The sequence below is a fragment of the uncultured Arcticibacterium sp. genome (assembly GCF_964021845.1).
In the GTDB taxonomy this organism is placed as follows: Bacteria; Bacteroidota; Bacteroidia; order Cytophagales; family Spirosomataceae; genus Arcticibacterium.
The window spans coordinates 116,651-130,189 of the sequence record NZ_CAXHZC010000002.1 but is presented as its reverse complement, the minus strand read 5'-3'; the positions used below and the strand labels follow the sequence as shown (position 1 = coordinate 130,189).

The 13,539-nt window shown below is 37.4% G+C and carries 14 protein-coding genes; 4 read left to right on the top strand and 10 right to left on the bottom strand.

Annotation, left to right across the window (positions count from 1 at the left end; all coding sequences use genetic code 11):
- The first annotated feature begins 72 nt into the window (after positions 1–72).
- Positions 73–264, top strand: coding sequence for a CsbD family protein (locus tag AADJ06_RS07245; protein ID WP_341225756.1), 192 nt, complete (start codon positions 73–75; stop codon positions 262–264).
- A gap of 52 nt (positions 265–316) precedes the next feature.
- Here the strand turns inward: AADJ06_RS07245 and selD are convergent, their stop codons facing one another.
- Positions 317–1,357 (bottom strand): selenide, water dikinase SelD, encoded by a 1,041-nt coding sequence (gene selD, locus AADJ06_RS07240; protein ID WP_341225755.1) that lies wholly within the window; start codon positions 1,355–1,357, stop codon positions 317–319.
- Positions 1,345–2,373, bottom strand: coding sequence for a tRNA 2-selenouridine(34) synthase MnmH (mnmH, locus tag AADJ06_RS07235; protein ID WP_341225754.1), 1,029 nt, complete (start codon positions 2,371–2,373; stop codon positions 1,345–1,347). The genes selD and mnmH overlap by 13 nt, the downstream gene beginning before the upstream one ends.
- A 138-nt stretch (positions 2,374–2,511) precedes the next feature.
- On the opposite strand from mnmH, the gene AADJ06_RS07230 reads away from it, so the two are divergent.
- Complete coding sequence (locus tag AADJ06_RS07230; RefSeq protein ID WP_341225753.1) at positions 2,512–2,817, top strand: DUF3817 domain-containing protein; 306 nt, start codon at positions 2,512–2,514, stop codon at positions 2,815–2,817.
- A gap of 55 nt (positions 2,818–2,872) precedes the next feature.
- Here the strand turns inward: AADJ06_RS07230 and AADJ06_RS07225 are convergent, their stop codons facing one another.
- Positions 2,873–4,315 carry a S41 family peptidase gene (locus AADJ06_RS07225; protein WP_341225752.1) on the bottom strand — a complete coding sequence of 481 codons (1,443 nt, stop codon included), beginning with the start codon at positions 4,313–4,315 and terminating at the stop codon, positions 2,873–2,875.
- Positions 4,316–4,499: 184 nt separating this feature from the next.
- Entirely contained in the window at positions 4,500–5,699 is a 1,200-nt protein-coding gene (locus tag AADJ06_RS07220) for an ectonucleotide pyrophosphatase/phosphodiesterase (protein ID WP_341225751.1), read from the bottom strand.
- A gap of 191 nt (positions 5,700–5,890) precedes the next feature.
- Between AADJ06_RS07220 and AADJ06_RS07215 the strand changes: the two genes are divergently transcribed.
- Both AADJ06_RS07215 and AADJ06_RS07210 read left to right on the top strand, forming a co-directional pair.
- Positions 5,891–6,394: a gluconate 2-dehydrogenase subunit 3 family protein gene (locus tag AADJ06_RS07215; RefSeq protein ID WP_341225750.1), complete on the top strand. Its 504-nt coding sequence runs from the start codon at positions 5,891–5,893 to the stop codon at positions 6,392–6,394.
- 32 nt (positions 6,395–6,426) lie between these two features.
- The gene (locus AADJ06_RS07210; RefSeq protein WP_341225749.1) at positions 6,427–8,145 is read left to right on the top strand and encodes a GMC family oxidoreductase; all 1,719 of its coding nucleotides are present in this window, start codon (positions 6,427–6,429) and stop codon (positions 8,143–8,145) included.
- 238 nt (positions 8,146–8,383) lie between these two features.
- On the opposite strand, the gene AADJ06_RS07205 is transcribed toward AADJ06_RS07210, so the two are convergent.
- The 6 genes from AADJ06_RS07205 to AADJ06_RS07180 form a co-directional block, all read right to left on the bottom strand.
- Positions 8,384–8,773 (bottom strand): hypothetical protein, encoded by a 390-nt coding sequence (locus AADJ06_RS07205; RefSeq protein WP_341225748.1) that lies wholly within the window; start codon positions 8,771–8,773, stop codon positions 8,384–8,386.
- A gap of 95 nt (positions 8,774–8,868) precedes the next feature.
- Positions 8,869–9,501: a nitroreductase family protein gene (locus AADJ06_RS07200; RefSeq protein ID WP_341225747.1), complete on the bottom strand. Its 633-nt coding sequence runs from the start codon at positions 9,499–9,501 to the stop codon at positions 8,869–8,871.
- A 42-nt stretch (positions 9,502–9,543) separates the two neighbouring features.
- On the bottom strand, positions 9,544–10,113 hold the full coding sequence (locus tag AADJ06_RS07195; RefSeq protein ID WP_341225746.1) for a TetR/AcrR family transcriptional regulator: 570 nt from the start codon (positions 10,111–10,113) through the stop codon (positions 9,544–9,546).
- Positions 10,114–10,255: 142 nt separating this feature from the next.
- Positions 10,256–11,578, bottom strand: a complete 1,323-nt coding sequence (locus AADJ06_RS07190; RefSeq protein WP_341225745.1) for a Gfo/Idh/MocA family oxidoreductase — start codon at positions 11,576–11,578, stop codon at positions 10,256–10,258.
- A gap of 156 nt (positions 11,579–11,734) precedes the next feature.
- The gene (locus tag AADJ06_RS07185) at positions 11,735–12,754 is read right to left on the bottom strand and encodes a hypothetical protein (protein ID WP_341225744.1); all 1,020 of its coding nucleotides are present in this window, start codon (positions 12,752–12,754) and stop codon (positions 11,735–11,737) included.
- Positions 12,755–12,809: 55 nt separating this feature from the next.
- On the bottom strand, positions 12,810–13,346 hold the full coding sequence (locus AADJ06_RS07180; RefSeq protein WP_341225743.1) for a hypothetical protein: 537 nt from the start codon (positions 13,344–13,346) through the stop codon (positions 12,810–12,812).
- Positions 13,347–13,539 lie beyond the last annotated feature (193 nt).

Below are 13,539 nucleotides of genomic sequence, written 5' to 3'. Positions count from 1 at the left end.
ATTTGGTCTTTTTGGAGGGTGATTTTAAGTGTTAAGAGTGAAAGATTTATTTAGAACTAAAACACAAATAAAATGAATAGCTTTAAAAATAAGATTAGCGGAAATTGGAATGTAATAAAAGGTAAATTGAAGCAAGAATATGGCGAACTTACCGATGATGATTTAGCCTATGAAGACGGAAAAGAAGACGAACTTCTGGGTAGGTTAGAGAAGAAGCTTGGTAAAACCAAGGACGATATAAATGAAATGATCGGGAAGTGGTAAGTCACATCCCTTATAAAGTAAGAAAGACGGCTCTCGGGCCGTCTTTCTTTGTTTATTTAATATAAACCATTTTATCTTTTTGAACTTGTAAGGTACCAATTGGCTCCACAAATGACGCTAGCCCATTTGACCTCAAAGTAGCTTGAAACTCTGGAACAGCATCCTTATTAACAGCCACTAGTAAACCACCACTAGTCTGTGGGTCTGCAAGAATGGCTTTTTGTAAGTCTGTTACAGAGCTAATTTTTGAGCCATAACTATCCCAGTTTCTATTTGTTCCGCCAGGTACAACTCCAGCATTTATGTAGTCAATAATTTCTGGGGCAATGAGCGGTACTTTATCAAAGTGCACTTCTGCACTTAAACCACTTCCTTCTGCCATTTCTTTAAGGTGGCCTAAAAGACCAAAGCCAGTCACATCTGTAATGGCATTTACGGCCTCCATTTTACCTAAGGTTTCTCCAATCTTGTTTAACTGCATCATTTGATTTGCAGCCAAGTTTTTATGCTCAGGCTTAAGAATGGATTTTTTTTCTGCCGTAGTTAATATGCCAACACCAATTGGTTTGGTTAAGAAAAGGACGTCGCCTTCTTTAGCTTTGTTGTTTTGCTTGATGTTTTTAACATCTACAATACCATTTACAGACAAACCAAAAATAGGCTCAGGTGAGTCAATACTATGACCGCCACCCAATGAAATGCCGGCTTCTTTACAGATGCTTCTGCTGCCGTCTATAACCTTTTGAGCTACTTCAGGCGAAAGCTTATTGATGGGCCAGCCCAAAATAGCAATAGCTAAAACAGGTTTGCCACCCATGGCGTAAACATCTGATATGGCATTTGCAGAGGCTATTCTTCCAAAATTGTAAGGGTCGTCTACTATCGGCATAAAAAAGTCGGTAGTAGAGATAAGAGCGGTACCGTTTCCTAAGTCTAAAACAGCCGCATCATCTCTGCTGTGGTTTCCTACTAATAATTTGTCATTATCAGGCATGGAGATATTCCCTTTTAAAATGACATCTAGCACCGCAGGAGAAATTTTACAGCCGCAGCCGGCTCCGTGCGAATATTGCGTGAGTTTTATTTCTTCCATATTTCTTTCTTTAGTAAAGCTGTATTCTGAATTAAGCTTAAATCCTCTGCCATGATTTTAACCATTGACTTTTTCTTTAAACTACTTTTAAGATACCATTTATCATAGTAACGGAGGAGTATCTCAAAACAAGATGCTATGTTGTTTTCTTTTAAATACTCAATAGCATTATTAGTTTCAAGTCCACCAAGCCTTTTCTTAATTCTTAGGATAGCCTCAATTAGCTCTTCAATAGGCAGTTTTCCATATTCAGTACACAAATAGGAAAGTCTTTTATCAAAAGGTACATCAAAAAAGTAAACTGTACTTTCTTTCATTTGTTGCCAAACTGGCAGTGGAATTTGGGTATTACCAATACGCTGACTTTCATCTTCAATAAAGATAAATTCGGCATCATTTAGTTTTGCAAGAGCTCTTCCTAAAAGGTTTTCAAACATCTCTTGACTTGGCTGTGGCTTTTGACCAATGCCGCCTAAAGAAGAACCCTTATGATTTGCTAAACCTTCAATATCAATGATAGCGTGACCTTCAGCTTCAAGCTGATGGAGTAAAAGGGTTTTGGCACTGCCGGTATAGCCACCAATGATTTTAAAATGACGTTTTTTTTCAAACTGCCTATTAATCCAGCGTCGGTATTCTTTGTAACCACCTATTAAGCTGTAAACTTTAAAACCATAGAGGTCAAGTAGCCAAGCCACGGCACCACTTCGCATGCCGCCACGCCAGCAGTGTACCAGTACTTCTTGTGGAGCGTCTTTGGTTATTTTTTCCACTACTTCTACCATACTTCGCATGGTAGGTCCAAAGTAGTCTAAGCCTATTTTGATGGCCTTTTCTCTGCTTTCTTTTTTATAAGCAGTGCCCACCACTTTTCGTTGTTCATCGCTAAATAGAGGTAGGCTTATTGCCCCAGTAATGTGAGCCTGCAAAAATTCAGAAGGACTTCTCACATCTAAGACTGGAAGTGTTTTTGCCTTTTCTAAAAAGTCTGTAATATTTAGCTTTTGAACTGCCATAGGTATTCCATAAAGCTAGTTTTTTTTTGTGATAGGAACTCGGCATCACAAGATTATTCTACGATTCATCTCGTTTTTTTTATGTTAAGTTGAATCTTTTTACCAAATTTCCATTTCTTATTATAAAAAATGATTTAGGTGGATAAAACGATATTTAATAGTCCTTTGGGCTGGCTAAGAATTGTGGGCTTTATGGAAGGTTGTTCTTACCTTCTTCTGGCTATTACTATGCCTCTGAAGTATATGTATGATTTTCCAAAGCCAAATTATATTGTAGGGATGCTGCACGGGCTTCTTTTTATCCTTTATGTGGGTTTGGTGCTATGGGTGTCTTACTACAATAAGTGGAGCAAGACCAAAGCCTTTTGGGCTTTGTTGGCTTCATTAATTCCTTTTGGAACATTTTATGCGGACAAAAAGCTTTTTAGAGTAAAGCGTACATAAAAAAAGCACTGACCTTCTTTCGAAAGTCAATACCTCTTTTACATTTTAATCAATTTTACTTTGTCGCTGTGGGGATTGTTCTGATGGTTTTTGCCAACGGTTTGGCTTCTGCTTCTTTCATGTAGAACTTATTTTTACGCCAAACAGTGGTTTTATTACCAAGTCTTGCTGACGCCAAAGTCTTTTCTCCTAAAATATCTAGTACTTGGCTAAACAGCGTTTCGTTATAATCACCTATTGGTAAGTATGGTATTTGGTTATCCTCTATGTAATAATCAGGTGTGATACCGTCCACAGTGCCGTAGCCAGATTGACCCAAAGCATTTGTAGTTTCTCCCAGCATAACGTAAATACCATAGTTGGACTTGTTGACCTCGTCTCCCACCAATGTGCCAAAAAGGTTTTTACCATAGGTGTTTTCTCCCACAGTAATTACTTCCATGTAAGGTTCTAAACCGTTTATAACAAGTTCGCTAGCTGATGCAGTGCTGTTTGAAGTAAGAACAAATACTCTTGAAAGCTGATTGCCAATATTGTTAGGTTCATTTAAGAAACTATGGTTAAAGTAGTTTGAACCATAGGCCGAACGTAAATAGCTTTCGTAAGACTCATTCCATTTCTCAATATAGAAAATGTCACTAGTTTTTGTGTTCTTTCCTATTAGTGAAGAAAGGACTTCTGCCGAGCTGATATAGCCACCTCCGTTAAATCTTAAATCTAAAACTAATTCACTAACCTGATTTGATTTGAAGTCTGCAAAAATTGACCTTAACTGATTATCATATTCATCTGCAGAGCCTGGTATGAATTGCGTATAAAGCAAATAACCAAGCTTTCTTCCTGAAACAGGTAAATCTATTATGCCAGAATAGGCTACCGGGTTTTCTTCAGTTACCATGCTGGTTACACTTACAGCTCCCTCGCTTACCCAAACATCATTTTCTAGTTTTCCAAAGCCAAAGCTATGGGTGTCGCTAGAGCTGAATAGAGATGAGAAGTTAGCTGAAGTAATATTTTGATTGTCAATTGTGATAATGACATCACCTCGTTTCATTCCAGCGGCTTCGGCAGCACTTCCGGGTGTAATTTGACTTAAAAATAGACCAAGATTAGTACTTGAATTATCTAGGTAAGCAATGGTGTAACGTAATCCGAAAATCTTGCTAATACCATTGAAATCATTTTCTAAGGCCTCAAAATCATCTGTCAGCGAAGAAAATCGGTCAATGGTTTCTCTATTATAAATTAGTTTTTCAAAGAAACTGAAAGGATCCAAGCTTACATCAAGGTTGGATAAAGAAACCATTTCGGAGGACCAATAGTAGGCGTCTTTCATGGTATCATAAGCCCAATTATTAACTAAACTATTTGTAGTATTCGTTTCCTTAGTAGTCTCCGGAACTGTGAGTGTAGTTGGGCTTATAACATCATCTTCTTTACAAGCCGAAAACACACATATAAAACCTACCAACAGGGTGGCAGAAGTAACTTTTCTCATGTGATGAAATGTTTAATGGCGTCGAAGTTTATGCTATAGCTTATCTTTTTTGGTGATTCTTAATAGTATATACTGAGTTTTTACCTAAAATGTTGCCTCGGAGGTTTTGAAAGCGTCATGTGTATTTTGTTGATGTCGCTTAAGTATATGATATTCAGGGGTGTATGGGTATATGCTCTTCTGGTTATTTTTTATAGAAAGCCTTTATCTTTCTGAACTTACCATCAATTTTTGGGTTTTTAAAGCCAAGTATTTTAGTGATTAATGGATAAATATTGACATTCTCAATAGGCTCCGTGGTTAATCCAGAATTAATATTAGGACCTTGGGCATATAAAATTCCTTGCATTTGTTCTGTAGTATAGGGGTCATAGCCATGTTCACCCGTAATTTTTTCATTGATCTTTTTCTTTCGGAAGGCAAAACCGGGATTAGCAACCAAAACTAAGTCACCTATTCGTTCGTGTTTGTTGTAATGCCATTTTTTAGGCAAGTCTCCTTTTTTGTAAATTTTGAAGTTTTTCTCTAAGGTTTTTAGGGAAGCATAAATACTGTCGACATCTTCAGAAGGTAAAAAGACCATGGAGAGGATTTTGTCATAAACTACAGTAGCATAAGGAGGTATTTTAAGACTGAGTTCATTGAAATCTACATAGTCTGTGTTCTTAACTTCTTTCATCCCATGGTCAGATACCACAATTACATTTACAGGAAGGTCAATTGTTTCTAAAGACTTCATAAGGTATCCTAGTACTTGGTCGGCCTCTTTTACTGTGTTTTCTAATTCTTTAGAGTTCGGGCCTGTTCTATGGCCTTGGCTATCCACTAATGAAAAGTATAATGAGACAAAACGAGGTCTATCTTTTTCGGGAAGTTGAAACCATTTTATTACTTCATCTATACGTGTGGTATTACTTACAGAACCGTCATAAATATGGTAATAATCAGGAAAGTGGCCTTTTATCGGAGCTTCTGAACCTACCCAAAAATAAGAGGCTGCTTTGTAACCTTGTTCGCGAGATAATTGCCAGAGTGGCGTTCCTCCGTAATAATAAGGGTCTTCTACTAAAGGCCTATTTGAAATGCGATAGTTCGCTTGTCTTTTGGGATCGTAAAAAGTATTGGCCACTAGGCCGTGATTACCTGGATACAAACCCGTAATGATACTATAATGGTTTGGGAAGGTTTTGCTCGGGAAGCTTGGGATTAATCCTTCAGCGGCTGTTCCTTTTTTAATGAATTCCTTAAAATTGGTGGCGTTATATTTTTCAACATAGTCATGTCTGAAGCCATCAAAAGAGACTAATAAAACATGGCTTTTTTCTTGCGTGTATCCTAAGTTGCTTATTAAAAGTAGTGTAAGGATAATGATATTAGATTTCATTTGGTCTTTTAAGTATTGTATAGCAAAAATACGGATTTACGTAATTTAATTGCTGTATTTTCGTATTACAGTTGGTTTGTGTAGGTGGAATTTGGTTAATCAAAAAGCAAGAAAACTGCAGTTGGAAAGTTGCCTATTGGTCTGCACTAGCAAAATTTATAAATTTGGGCTAATTGATAAAAGTAAGAATTATGGAACGTAGGAAAGCTATTCAGACTTTAGGTTTGGGTTTTAGTACTTTGCTGGCTTTACCTTCTTGGGTAAATTCATGGAGTAAGGCATCTTTTGCGGAAAGTAACTTTGAAAACGAAGTGACTTTGGCGGCTTTGGTAGAATGTATAATTCCTGAATCAGAAACACCCGGAGCTAAGGCAGTAGGAGCACATTTATACCTTGAGCGAATGGTAAACGGCTGTTATGGTACAGATGTGAAGAAGATGTTTTTAGCGGGCTTAGAAAAGCTTGAAAAGCGTTCAAGTCAGAAGTATAACAAGGCCTTCTCTGAATTAGATTTGGAGAAAAGGACAGCAGTTTTAGCGAGCATGAAGAATGCCAGTGAAGTGTCTGACAAAAGGTTTTTCTCTTTTGTTAAAAACCTAACTGTTAGAGCGTATACTCACTCAGAGTATTATTTGACCACTTATAGAAATTATGTAATGGCACCGGGTTATTTCCACGGCTGTGTGCCTGTTTAGAGCTGTGTTCGCTATAAATTTTAATCAAAGAAATGACCTATTTAAATAATAAAGCAGTAAAAAAGAACACCTTTGATGTCATAGTAATTGGCTCAGGAATTAGTGGGGGATGGGCTGCAAAAGAGTTTTGTGACCACGGTCTTAAAACTTTAGTATTAGAAAGAGGGAAGGATGTAAAACATGTGGTGGATTATCCTACGGCCATGATGGAGCCTTGGGAGTTTGAGCACCTTGGTCAGGTGCCAAAGAAGCTAAAAGACGAAAGTCCGATAGCAAGCAAAACTTACATTTACAAAGAAGATAGTAAGCACTTTATAGTTAAAGATAAGGAGCATCCATATATTCAAGAGAAGCCTTTTGACTGGATTAGAGGATACCAAGTAGGAGGGAAGTCATTACTTTGGGCTCGTGGTACACAGCGATGGAGTAAATATGACTTTGAAGGCCCTGCTAGAGATGGTTTTGACGTGCATTGGCCTATTGGTTATGATGACCTTGCTCCATGGTACAGCCATGTGGAGATTTTTGCTGGAATTAGCGGAAACAAAGATGGTTTAGATTCGCTGCCAGATGGCGAATTTCTGAAGCCGCATGAGCAAACCTGTGTAGAAAAGCATTTTACACAAAAAATGAAAGAGCATTATCATGGTAAAAGACCCGTAATTATAGGTAGATGTGCTCACTTGACAGACCCACAGCCTATTCATTATGAGCAAGGAAGAGGGCAGTGTCAGCACAGAAACTTATGTCAAAGAGGCTGCCCTTATGGTGGATACTTTAGTAGTAATGCCTCTACATTACCTTGGGCTCAGCGAACAGGGAATTTGACCTTGCGTCCTAATTCTGTGGTACATTCTATCATTTATGATGAAAAAACAGGAAAAGCCTCAGGCGTGAATGTGGTGGATTCTGTTACGAAAAAAGAAAGGAAATTTTATGCGAAAGTTATTTTTCTAAATGCTTCTACTATAAATACGAATCTTATCCTTTTAAACTCGAAGTCGTCTAGGTTTCCGAATGGAATAGGAAATGACAATGAGCAAATGGGTAAGTACATTCACTTCCACAGTTTTATTACAGGAATGTCTGCCGAGTATGATGGAATGCTTGATTCTAAAACCGATGGTACTAGACCAAATGGTAGTTACATTCCTAGGTTTAGAAATGTGAAAGAGCAAGAAACGGACTTTTTAAGAGGGTATGCTGCTGGCTTTTCTGCTAATCGTTCGCCTCTAACCAACTCGGAGGGTTTGGGTATGGAATTGAAGAATAACCTAAATAAAACGGAGTATGGGAATTGGCATGTAGGGTCGCACTTTATGGGAGAAACTGTTCCAAAAGAAACAAACTATGTGAAGCTAGACGATACGCAAATAGATGATTGGGGAGTGCCGCTGCTTAGAGTAAATGTGGAACTGGATGATAATGACATGAAAATGGCCAAAGATTACGAAGAGCAGATGACCGAAATGCTCACAGTGGCTGGTTTTAAAAATATCAAAGCTAACAGAAAAACCACTTGGAACCCGGGTTTGGATATTCATGAAATGGGTGGTGTGGTCATGGGTACTGACGCAAAGAATTCGCTTTTAAATAAATGGAATCAATTACACCATTGTAAGAATGTTTTTGTGACAGATGGAGCATGCATGACCTCAAATTCAACGCAAAACCCTTCCTTAACTTATATGGCTCTTACGGCTCGTGCTGCAAATTATGCAGTGGAAGAATTGAAAAAAGGAAACTTATAGAAGCGTCTGTTCTTTAAAGAAACTAAAAGCTCGAGCCTAAATTGATTCGGGCTTTTTTGATGGAAATATTTGTCATAATTTTGGCTTATAAGGTCAAAATGACGCCAAACGGGAATGGCTTAGGAGATGAGATTACTATTAATATTTCACTCCTACGGAGCTTTTAAGCCTATATTTTAAATAGAAGCTATTTGGGAAATTAGATGTGATATCCTAATTGTCAAATAGTGGTTGTCATTTACTGGTCGCAGTTTATTCTCATAATCTCTGCTTTAAATCCAAAGTTGGAACCTGGTTCTTTAACTATCGCTTTTTGTTCGGAAATAGTAATTTGAATTTGGGTGCTGTCTGAAATTCCTTCTTGTTCAAAGTAATACTGAGCGGTTATAATACCGTTTTCCTCCACCCCTTCAAAATGACCGATACGCTTGTCTTTTTCTAAAGGAAGCCAATTGTACTCACCACTTACTTTTCCTTCCTTAAGGCTATATGATAAGTTTAAAACGTCCGCTTTATCTGGAGAACCTTGAAATGGATATCTGTTTTCAAAACATTCTGTATTTGGATTTTTGTTGAAACAGCTCGCTAAAATCAAGAATAAGAAGAGAAAACTGAGAGTTTTTGCCATGTCAAATAGTTTATTTGCTGGGTTAAGACTGTTTTTAAAAGAAAACCAGAGTTCTGATAAGAACTCTGGTCAAATATAAAACGATGTATCTTAAATTAAGCTACAACAGTAATAAGGTCATCTTTGCTTTTTCTAACCTTTGGTAAGTTAACTAACCAATCTTTCTCTGCATCTCTTACACCTACAGGTAAAATAACACAGCTTCTTAAACCTTTTTCTTTCAATCCTAAGATTTCGTCAAGTGCCGCTGGGTCAAAACCTTCCATAGGTGTACTGTCTACACCTTCAAAAGCAGCAGCCGTAATAGCTTCAGCAAAAGCAATGTAAGCCTGTCTGGCAGCATGCTGGAAATTTACTTCGGCATCTTTTTGAGGATAAGAGCCTAAGAGCATTTGTCTATAGTTTTCCCAACCCTCATTAGTGAAGCCTCTCACATCGTTAGTGTGGTCAAAAACTTTATTTATACGCTCAGCGGTGTATGTATCCCAAGCCGCAAAAACTAACAAGTGCGAGCAGTCTGAAACTACCGATTGATTCCAGGCGATAGGCTTAATTTTGTCTTTTATTTCTTGGTTAGTTACCACAATTACCTCAAAAGGCTGTAAGCCACTTGATGTAGGAGCTAGTGAAATGGCTTCTAATATTCTGTCAATTTTCTCTTGGGCTACTTTTTCTCCAGTCATAGCCTTAGTAGCGTAACGCCAGTTTAGTTTGTCTAACAATTCCATAATTAATGAATGTTCATTCTTTTTTTAGTGCAAAAAAATATTTTATCGTTTGATGGCATCCCAGGCAGCGTTGAAAGCAGCCTCTAAAAAATCAGGTTCTACTTTTCGATTTTCTTTATTTAAGACAAAGGACATAGGATAAATGGTGTAAGCATAAAGGAGGTATGGCTCAATTTCCTTGATGATACCTTCTCGCTGACCTCTTAACCATAAATCTACCAATGGTTTTAAATGGTGAAGGTCTTTTTTACATCTGTCTTCTTCCACAATGGGTGTGCTTTCGCACTGTGCCAGAAAAGATGCTTCTTCATTATGTTTTAACCTAAATTCAGCAATATTATACCAAATAGCCCTAAAACTCTTCTTAACCGGCATGCTTTGATCATAACCCTTAAAGGCTGTTTGACTGAAAAGCTCTCTAGTCTCATTGAAAAGCTGATTTACCAAATCCTGCTTATTTTCAAAATAGAGGTAGATAGTGGCGGGTGAAACATTTGCCATTTTAGCGACTTTAGACATGCATGCCTGCTGCACCCCTCCTTCATTTATTAGCCCAAGTGTGGACTTTAAAAGAGCGGTACGTTTGTCAATGCTTTTCTGAAGCCTAGCCATTTTTGTCTTTTAAATTATTAATCGATGTTTACCTATTTAGTAATGTCATCAGTAGTAAAACCTTTAAAAGTGAATGAGCGTTCACTTTTAAAGGTTTTTATTTGATTGTTTTTGTAATTTATTGATAATGAAACTATTAATTTTAACTTTTCCAAAGTGTCCAAGGTGCTCGGTAGTTTGGTTTTAAGTATTTATTAGCATCTGTTTCGTTGCTGATGATGCTTTCGCTGTCGTTCCAGTCCAACTTTTTACCGGTTCTGTAGGCTATATTACCTAAGTGTGCTACTAAAGCGGCATTTCTGCCCATTTCTATGGTACAGTTTGGGTCTTTTCGGGATTTAATACATGCTAGAAAGTTTTTGGTGTGAGCATCTAAGCCACTGCTTCGGCTTTTTTGAGGAGGTATAGCTTCTGTCATGTATTTGCCGTTTTCTTCTAAAGGGATAACTTTCCATGTATCTCTATTTACAGCTAGAATCCCATTCTCTCCTATGAATGCTACACCAGGTTTCCCCATATCATCTAAATATGGTGAAATGCCCATGGCCATAAATTGTTCCCAAATGAAACTGAAATTGCCAAAATCATACACGGTAGTTAGCGTATCTGGTGTTTCGGCGGCATTGTTTGGGAAAGCGAGCTTTCCGCCAATAGCCACTACGGATTTTGGAGCAGTAGCGTTCATACCTGCCAAAACCATGTCTAACATATGGACACCCCAATCGGTCATTAAACCTCCAGCATAATCCCAAAAGTATCTAAAAGTACCATGGAATCTGTTTTTGTTAAATGGTCTTTCTGGAGCTGGCCCTAACCATCTATCATAGTCAACTCCCTCTGGCGGTATACTATCTGCTACCACATCAAAACCCCTTCCGTAGCTAACATCAGCCCAGGCTTTTACTTGTCTTATTTTTCCTAATGCACCTGTTTCTAAGTATTCAAATGCCGAATGCCAATGTGGGTCGCTACGCTGCCATTGACCTACTTGCACTACACGTTTGTATTTTCTAGCGGCCTTTACCATCAAATCTGCTTCATGAATACTGTTGGCTATTGGCTTTTCTACATAAACATCCATTCCCGCAGCACAGGCATCAGTCATCATAATATGATGCCAGTGGTCTGGAGTTCCTATAATTACAGCTTCTAAGCCAGTGGCTTTTAGGAATTCGCGGTGGTCTTTATAGGTTTTTGGGCGTAGCCCAGTTTTAGCCTCTAATTCGTCTGCTCTCTTTTTTAGGAGATCGCCATCTACGTCACACAAGGCAATACAGGCAGTTCCATCATTTTTTAGGAATGATTTGAGGTCTGCCCAGCCCATACCGTTGACTCCTATAAGGCCTACTTTGACACTATTTGCCAAATCTGGTTTGATAGTTTGAGCTGCTGCAGCTCCTAATGGAATGGCTGCGGTCAAAGATGCGGCACTTAAGTTTTTGATAAATTTTCTTCTATTATTCATTTCAATGGGTTTATGCATTGAAATTAAGAAAATTTAAGAGATAGTTTTACTCTAACACCGTTTAGTATATTAAAAGCAGGCAATTTTAAACTAAGAAACTTATGATTGAGCACGGACTTTGACGCGACCTAGATTTACTATTGTTCCGCCTATTTTTTATATAGATCGTTGCAAGGCGTTTTCCATTTTTTTGTTAAACTCAATTGGTTTGTCAATATATAATCCAAGTAGGTTAAATTTCTTTTTCATTCCATATAGACCAACTAATTCGTTCTCCTTTTTTAAGTAAATTATAACATTATGATTCTCAAGTTCTCCAAGTGGTGAAAGTGTTTTAGTCAAATCGTTCTTTTCTAATGATTTTCTTGATAACTCTACTTTGACAATATCTGAAAAGGGAATTTCAACTTCATTTAAGATACCATATTTTAAAGTCAAACTGTCTTTATTCATTGAAATTGGTCTTTTGGAAAGTGATTTTGCAAATCCGAACACTTGAATAGCAGTGTAAGCACTTAATGCCGTTAAAACCCAAGCCGCAACTATACTCCAACGAGCAAGTAAAAAATGAAGTACAACTGTTTCAATTCCAATTATCATTATAAATCCGCCAAAGAGTGCTGGTGTTCCACTATTTTTATGATAAGTAAATTCATTTTCATTAATATCTTTTGTTTTCCAATTTATAAAGCCATAGTAGAAAACAGCAACTTCTGTAGCAAAGGGCAAAACAAGTTTTTTGGGAAGAATTTCAGAGCAAGTGCTTTTAAGTGCATTATAGAAGTCGGGAGTTGAACCTTTTAAATTCTTATATTTTTTAATCGCTCTACGCACTTTAAATATCACGAAAGTTAGGATAGAGATTTCAATTACTGGTAAGGCCCAAGTTTTGAAGATTGATAAATATGTTTGACTTTCTTGTGGTAAAAAATGTAACCCCACAAAAAGTCCAATTATAATAACAGGAATAACCGTGGTATTCGGTATTTCAGATTTTCGTATTAGTAGAAAGTAAACAAGTGGAACTGTTAAAAGCAAGTCAGCCGTTATTGCCAAGTTCAAAGTATCATTCCCATTTAGAAATGAAGATTTGATAAGGAAAATTAGAGTTCCTAAAAGAGCAATAGGAATTGCAAAACTGATAAGATTCCGATTTATCTCTATTGTTCCTTTCATGTCGTTTGTTTTAATGCCTTACACCTCTTAAATATAGGCATACTATTAAAATGGTTTATCTGCAATAAGCATTTACTCCTAGAATGGCGATCATCTCAATTTTTCGAATACTTATTCCCACAAAACAATCATCTGCACAGCCATTAGGGACATAACCGGCGGTGGAAATAAGTCCTTCGGTGTCCACTTCAAAGTACGTTTCGGTATCATCTCTTTTTACTAGCCAGTCTAGCTGAGCTTTTTCATAAACCTTATCAAGTGTAATTGTTTCAGCAGCTGCTGGGTCGGTATGAGTATTAAGTTCGTTTTCATTTTCTGTCCATTCTATGATAGGTTGCTTTGAATCAGGGGCTGGGGTGTATTTATAGTATCTTTCGGTGACCATGCCGTCAGTAACAGTTAGTTTAGTTTCCCATCCAGAACCTACCCAAGAGCCACCTACTACCGTATATTGATAAGAGTTATTAGAGGTGTTTTTGAAACTTAACCAGGCTTTTTCACTTTTTTCAAAGTCGCTGTTGAAATTGATGTCATTCTTTTCGCAAGCGGAAAATACACTAAGACAAAGGATAAGGCTTATTAAAACTTTCATGCAGTTATGTTTATAATGTTATAGTACAATAACTGTTCTAGGGCGGTGTAGGTTGTATGTCGTTGTTAAAAAAAAACGGAAGAAAGTCCTCCGTTTTTAAAGTCCTCGTTAAACTATATAACCCATATCATTTCGTGGCTAAAATACTGTTTTCATATTAAGGGAATGTTGCCTAGAAATAAAACTATTATTA

Bases quoted from the DNA above. Each gene is read 5' to 3' on its own strand.
- AADJ06_RS07245 (WP_341225756.1), top strand. From the start codon at position 73: ATGAATAGCTTTAAAAATAAGATTAGCGGAAATTGGAATGTAATAAAA.
- selD (WP_341225755.1), bottom strand. From the start codon at position 1,357: ATGGAAGAAATAAAACTCACGCAATATTCGCACGGAGCCGGCTGCGGC.
- mnmH (WP_341225754.1), bottom strand. From the start codon at position 2,373: ATGGCAGTTCAAAAGCTAAATATTACAGACTTTTTAGAAAAGGCAAAA.
- AADJ06_RS07225 (WP_341225752.1), bottom strand. From the start codon at position 4,315: ATGAGAAAAGTTACTTCTGCCACCCTGTTGGTAGGTTTTATATGTGTG.
- AADJ06_RS07220 (WP_341225751.1), bottom strand. From the start codon at position 5,699: ATGAAATCTAATATCATTATCCTTACACTACTTTTAATAAGCAACTTA.
- AADJ06_RS07215 (WP_341225750.1), top strand. From the start codon at position 5,891: ATGGAACGTAGGAAAGCTATTCAGACTTTAGGTTTGGGTTTTAGTACT.
- AADJ06_RS07210 (WP_341225749.1), top strand. From the start codon at position 6,427: ATGACCTATTTAAATAATAAAGCAGTAAAAAAGAACACCTTTGATGTC.
- AADJ06_RS07205 (WP_341225748.1), bottom strand. From the start codon at position 8,773: ATGGCAAAAACTCTCAGTTTTCTCTTCTTATTCTTGATTTTAGCGAGC.
- AADJ06_RS07200 (WP_341225747.1), bottom strand. From the start codon at position 9,501: ATGGAATTGTTAGACAAACTAAACTGGCGTTACGCTACTAAGGCTATG.
- AADJ06_RS07195 (WP_341225746.1), bottom strand. From the start codon at position 10,113: ATGGCTAGGCTTCAGAAAAGCATTGACAAACGTACCGCTCTTTTAAAG.
- AADJ06_RS07190 (WP_341225745.1), bottom strand. From the start codon at position 11,578: ATGAATAATAGAAGAAAATTTATCAAAAACTTAAGTGCCGCATCTTTG.
- AADJ06_RS07185 (WP_341225744.1), bottom strand. From the start codon at position 12,754: ATGAAAGGAACAATAGAGATAAATCGGAATCTTATCAGTTTTGCAATT.
- AADJ06_RS07180 (WP_341225743.1), bottom strand. From the start codon at position 13,346: ATGAAAGTTTTAATAAGCCTTATCCTTTGTCTTAGTGTATTTTCCGCT.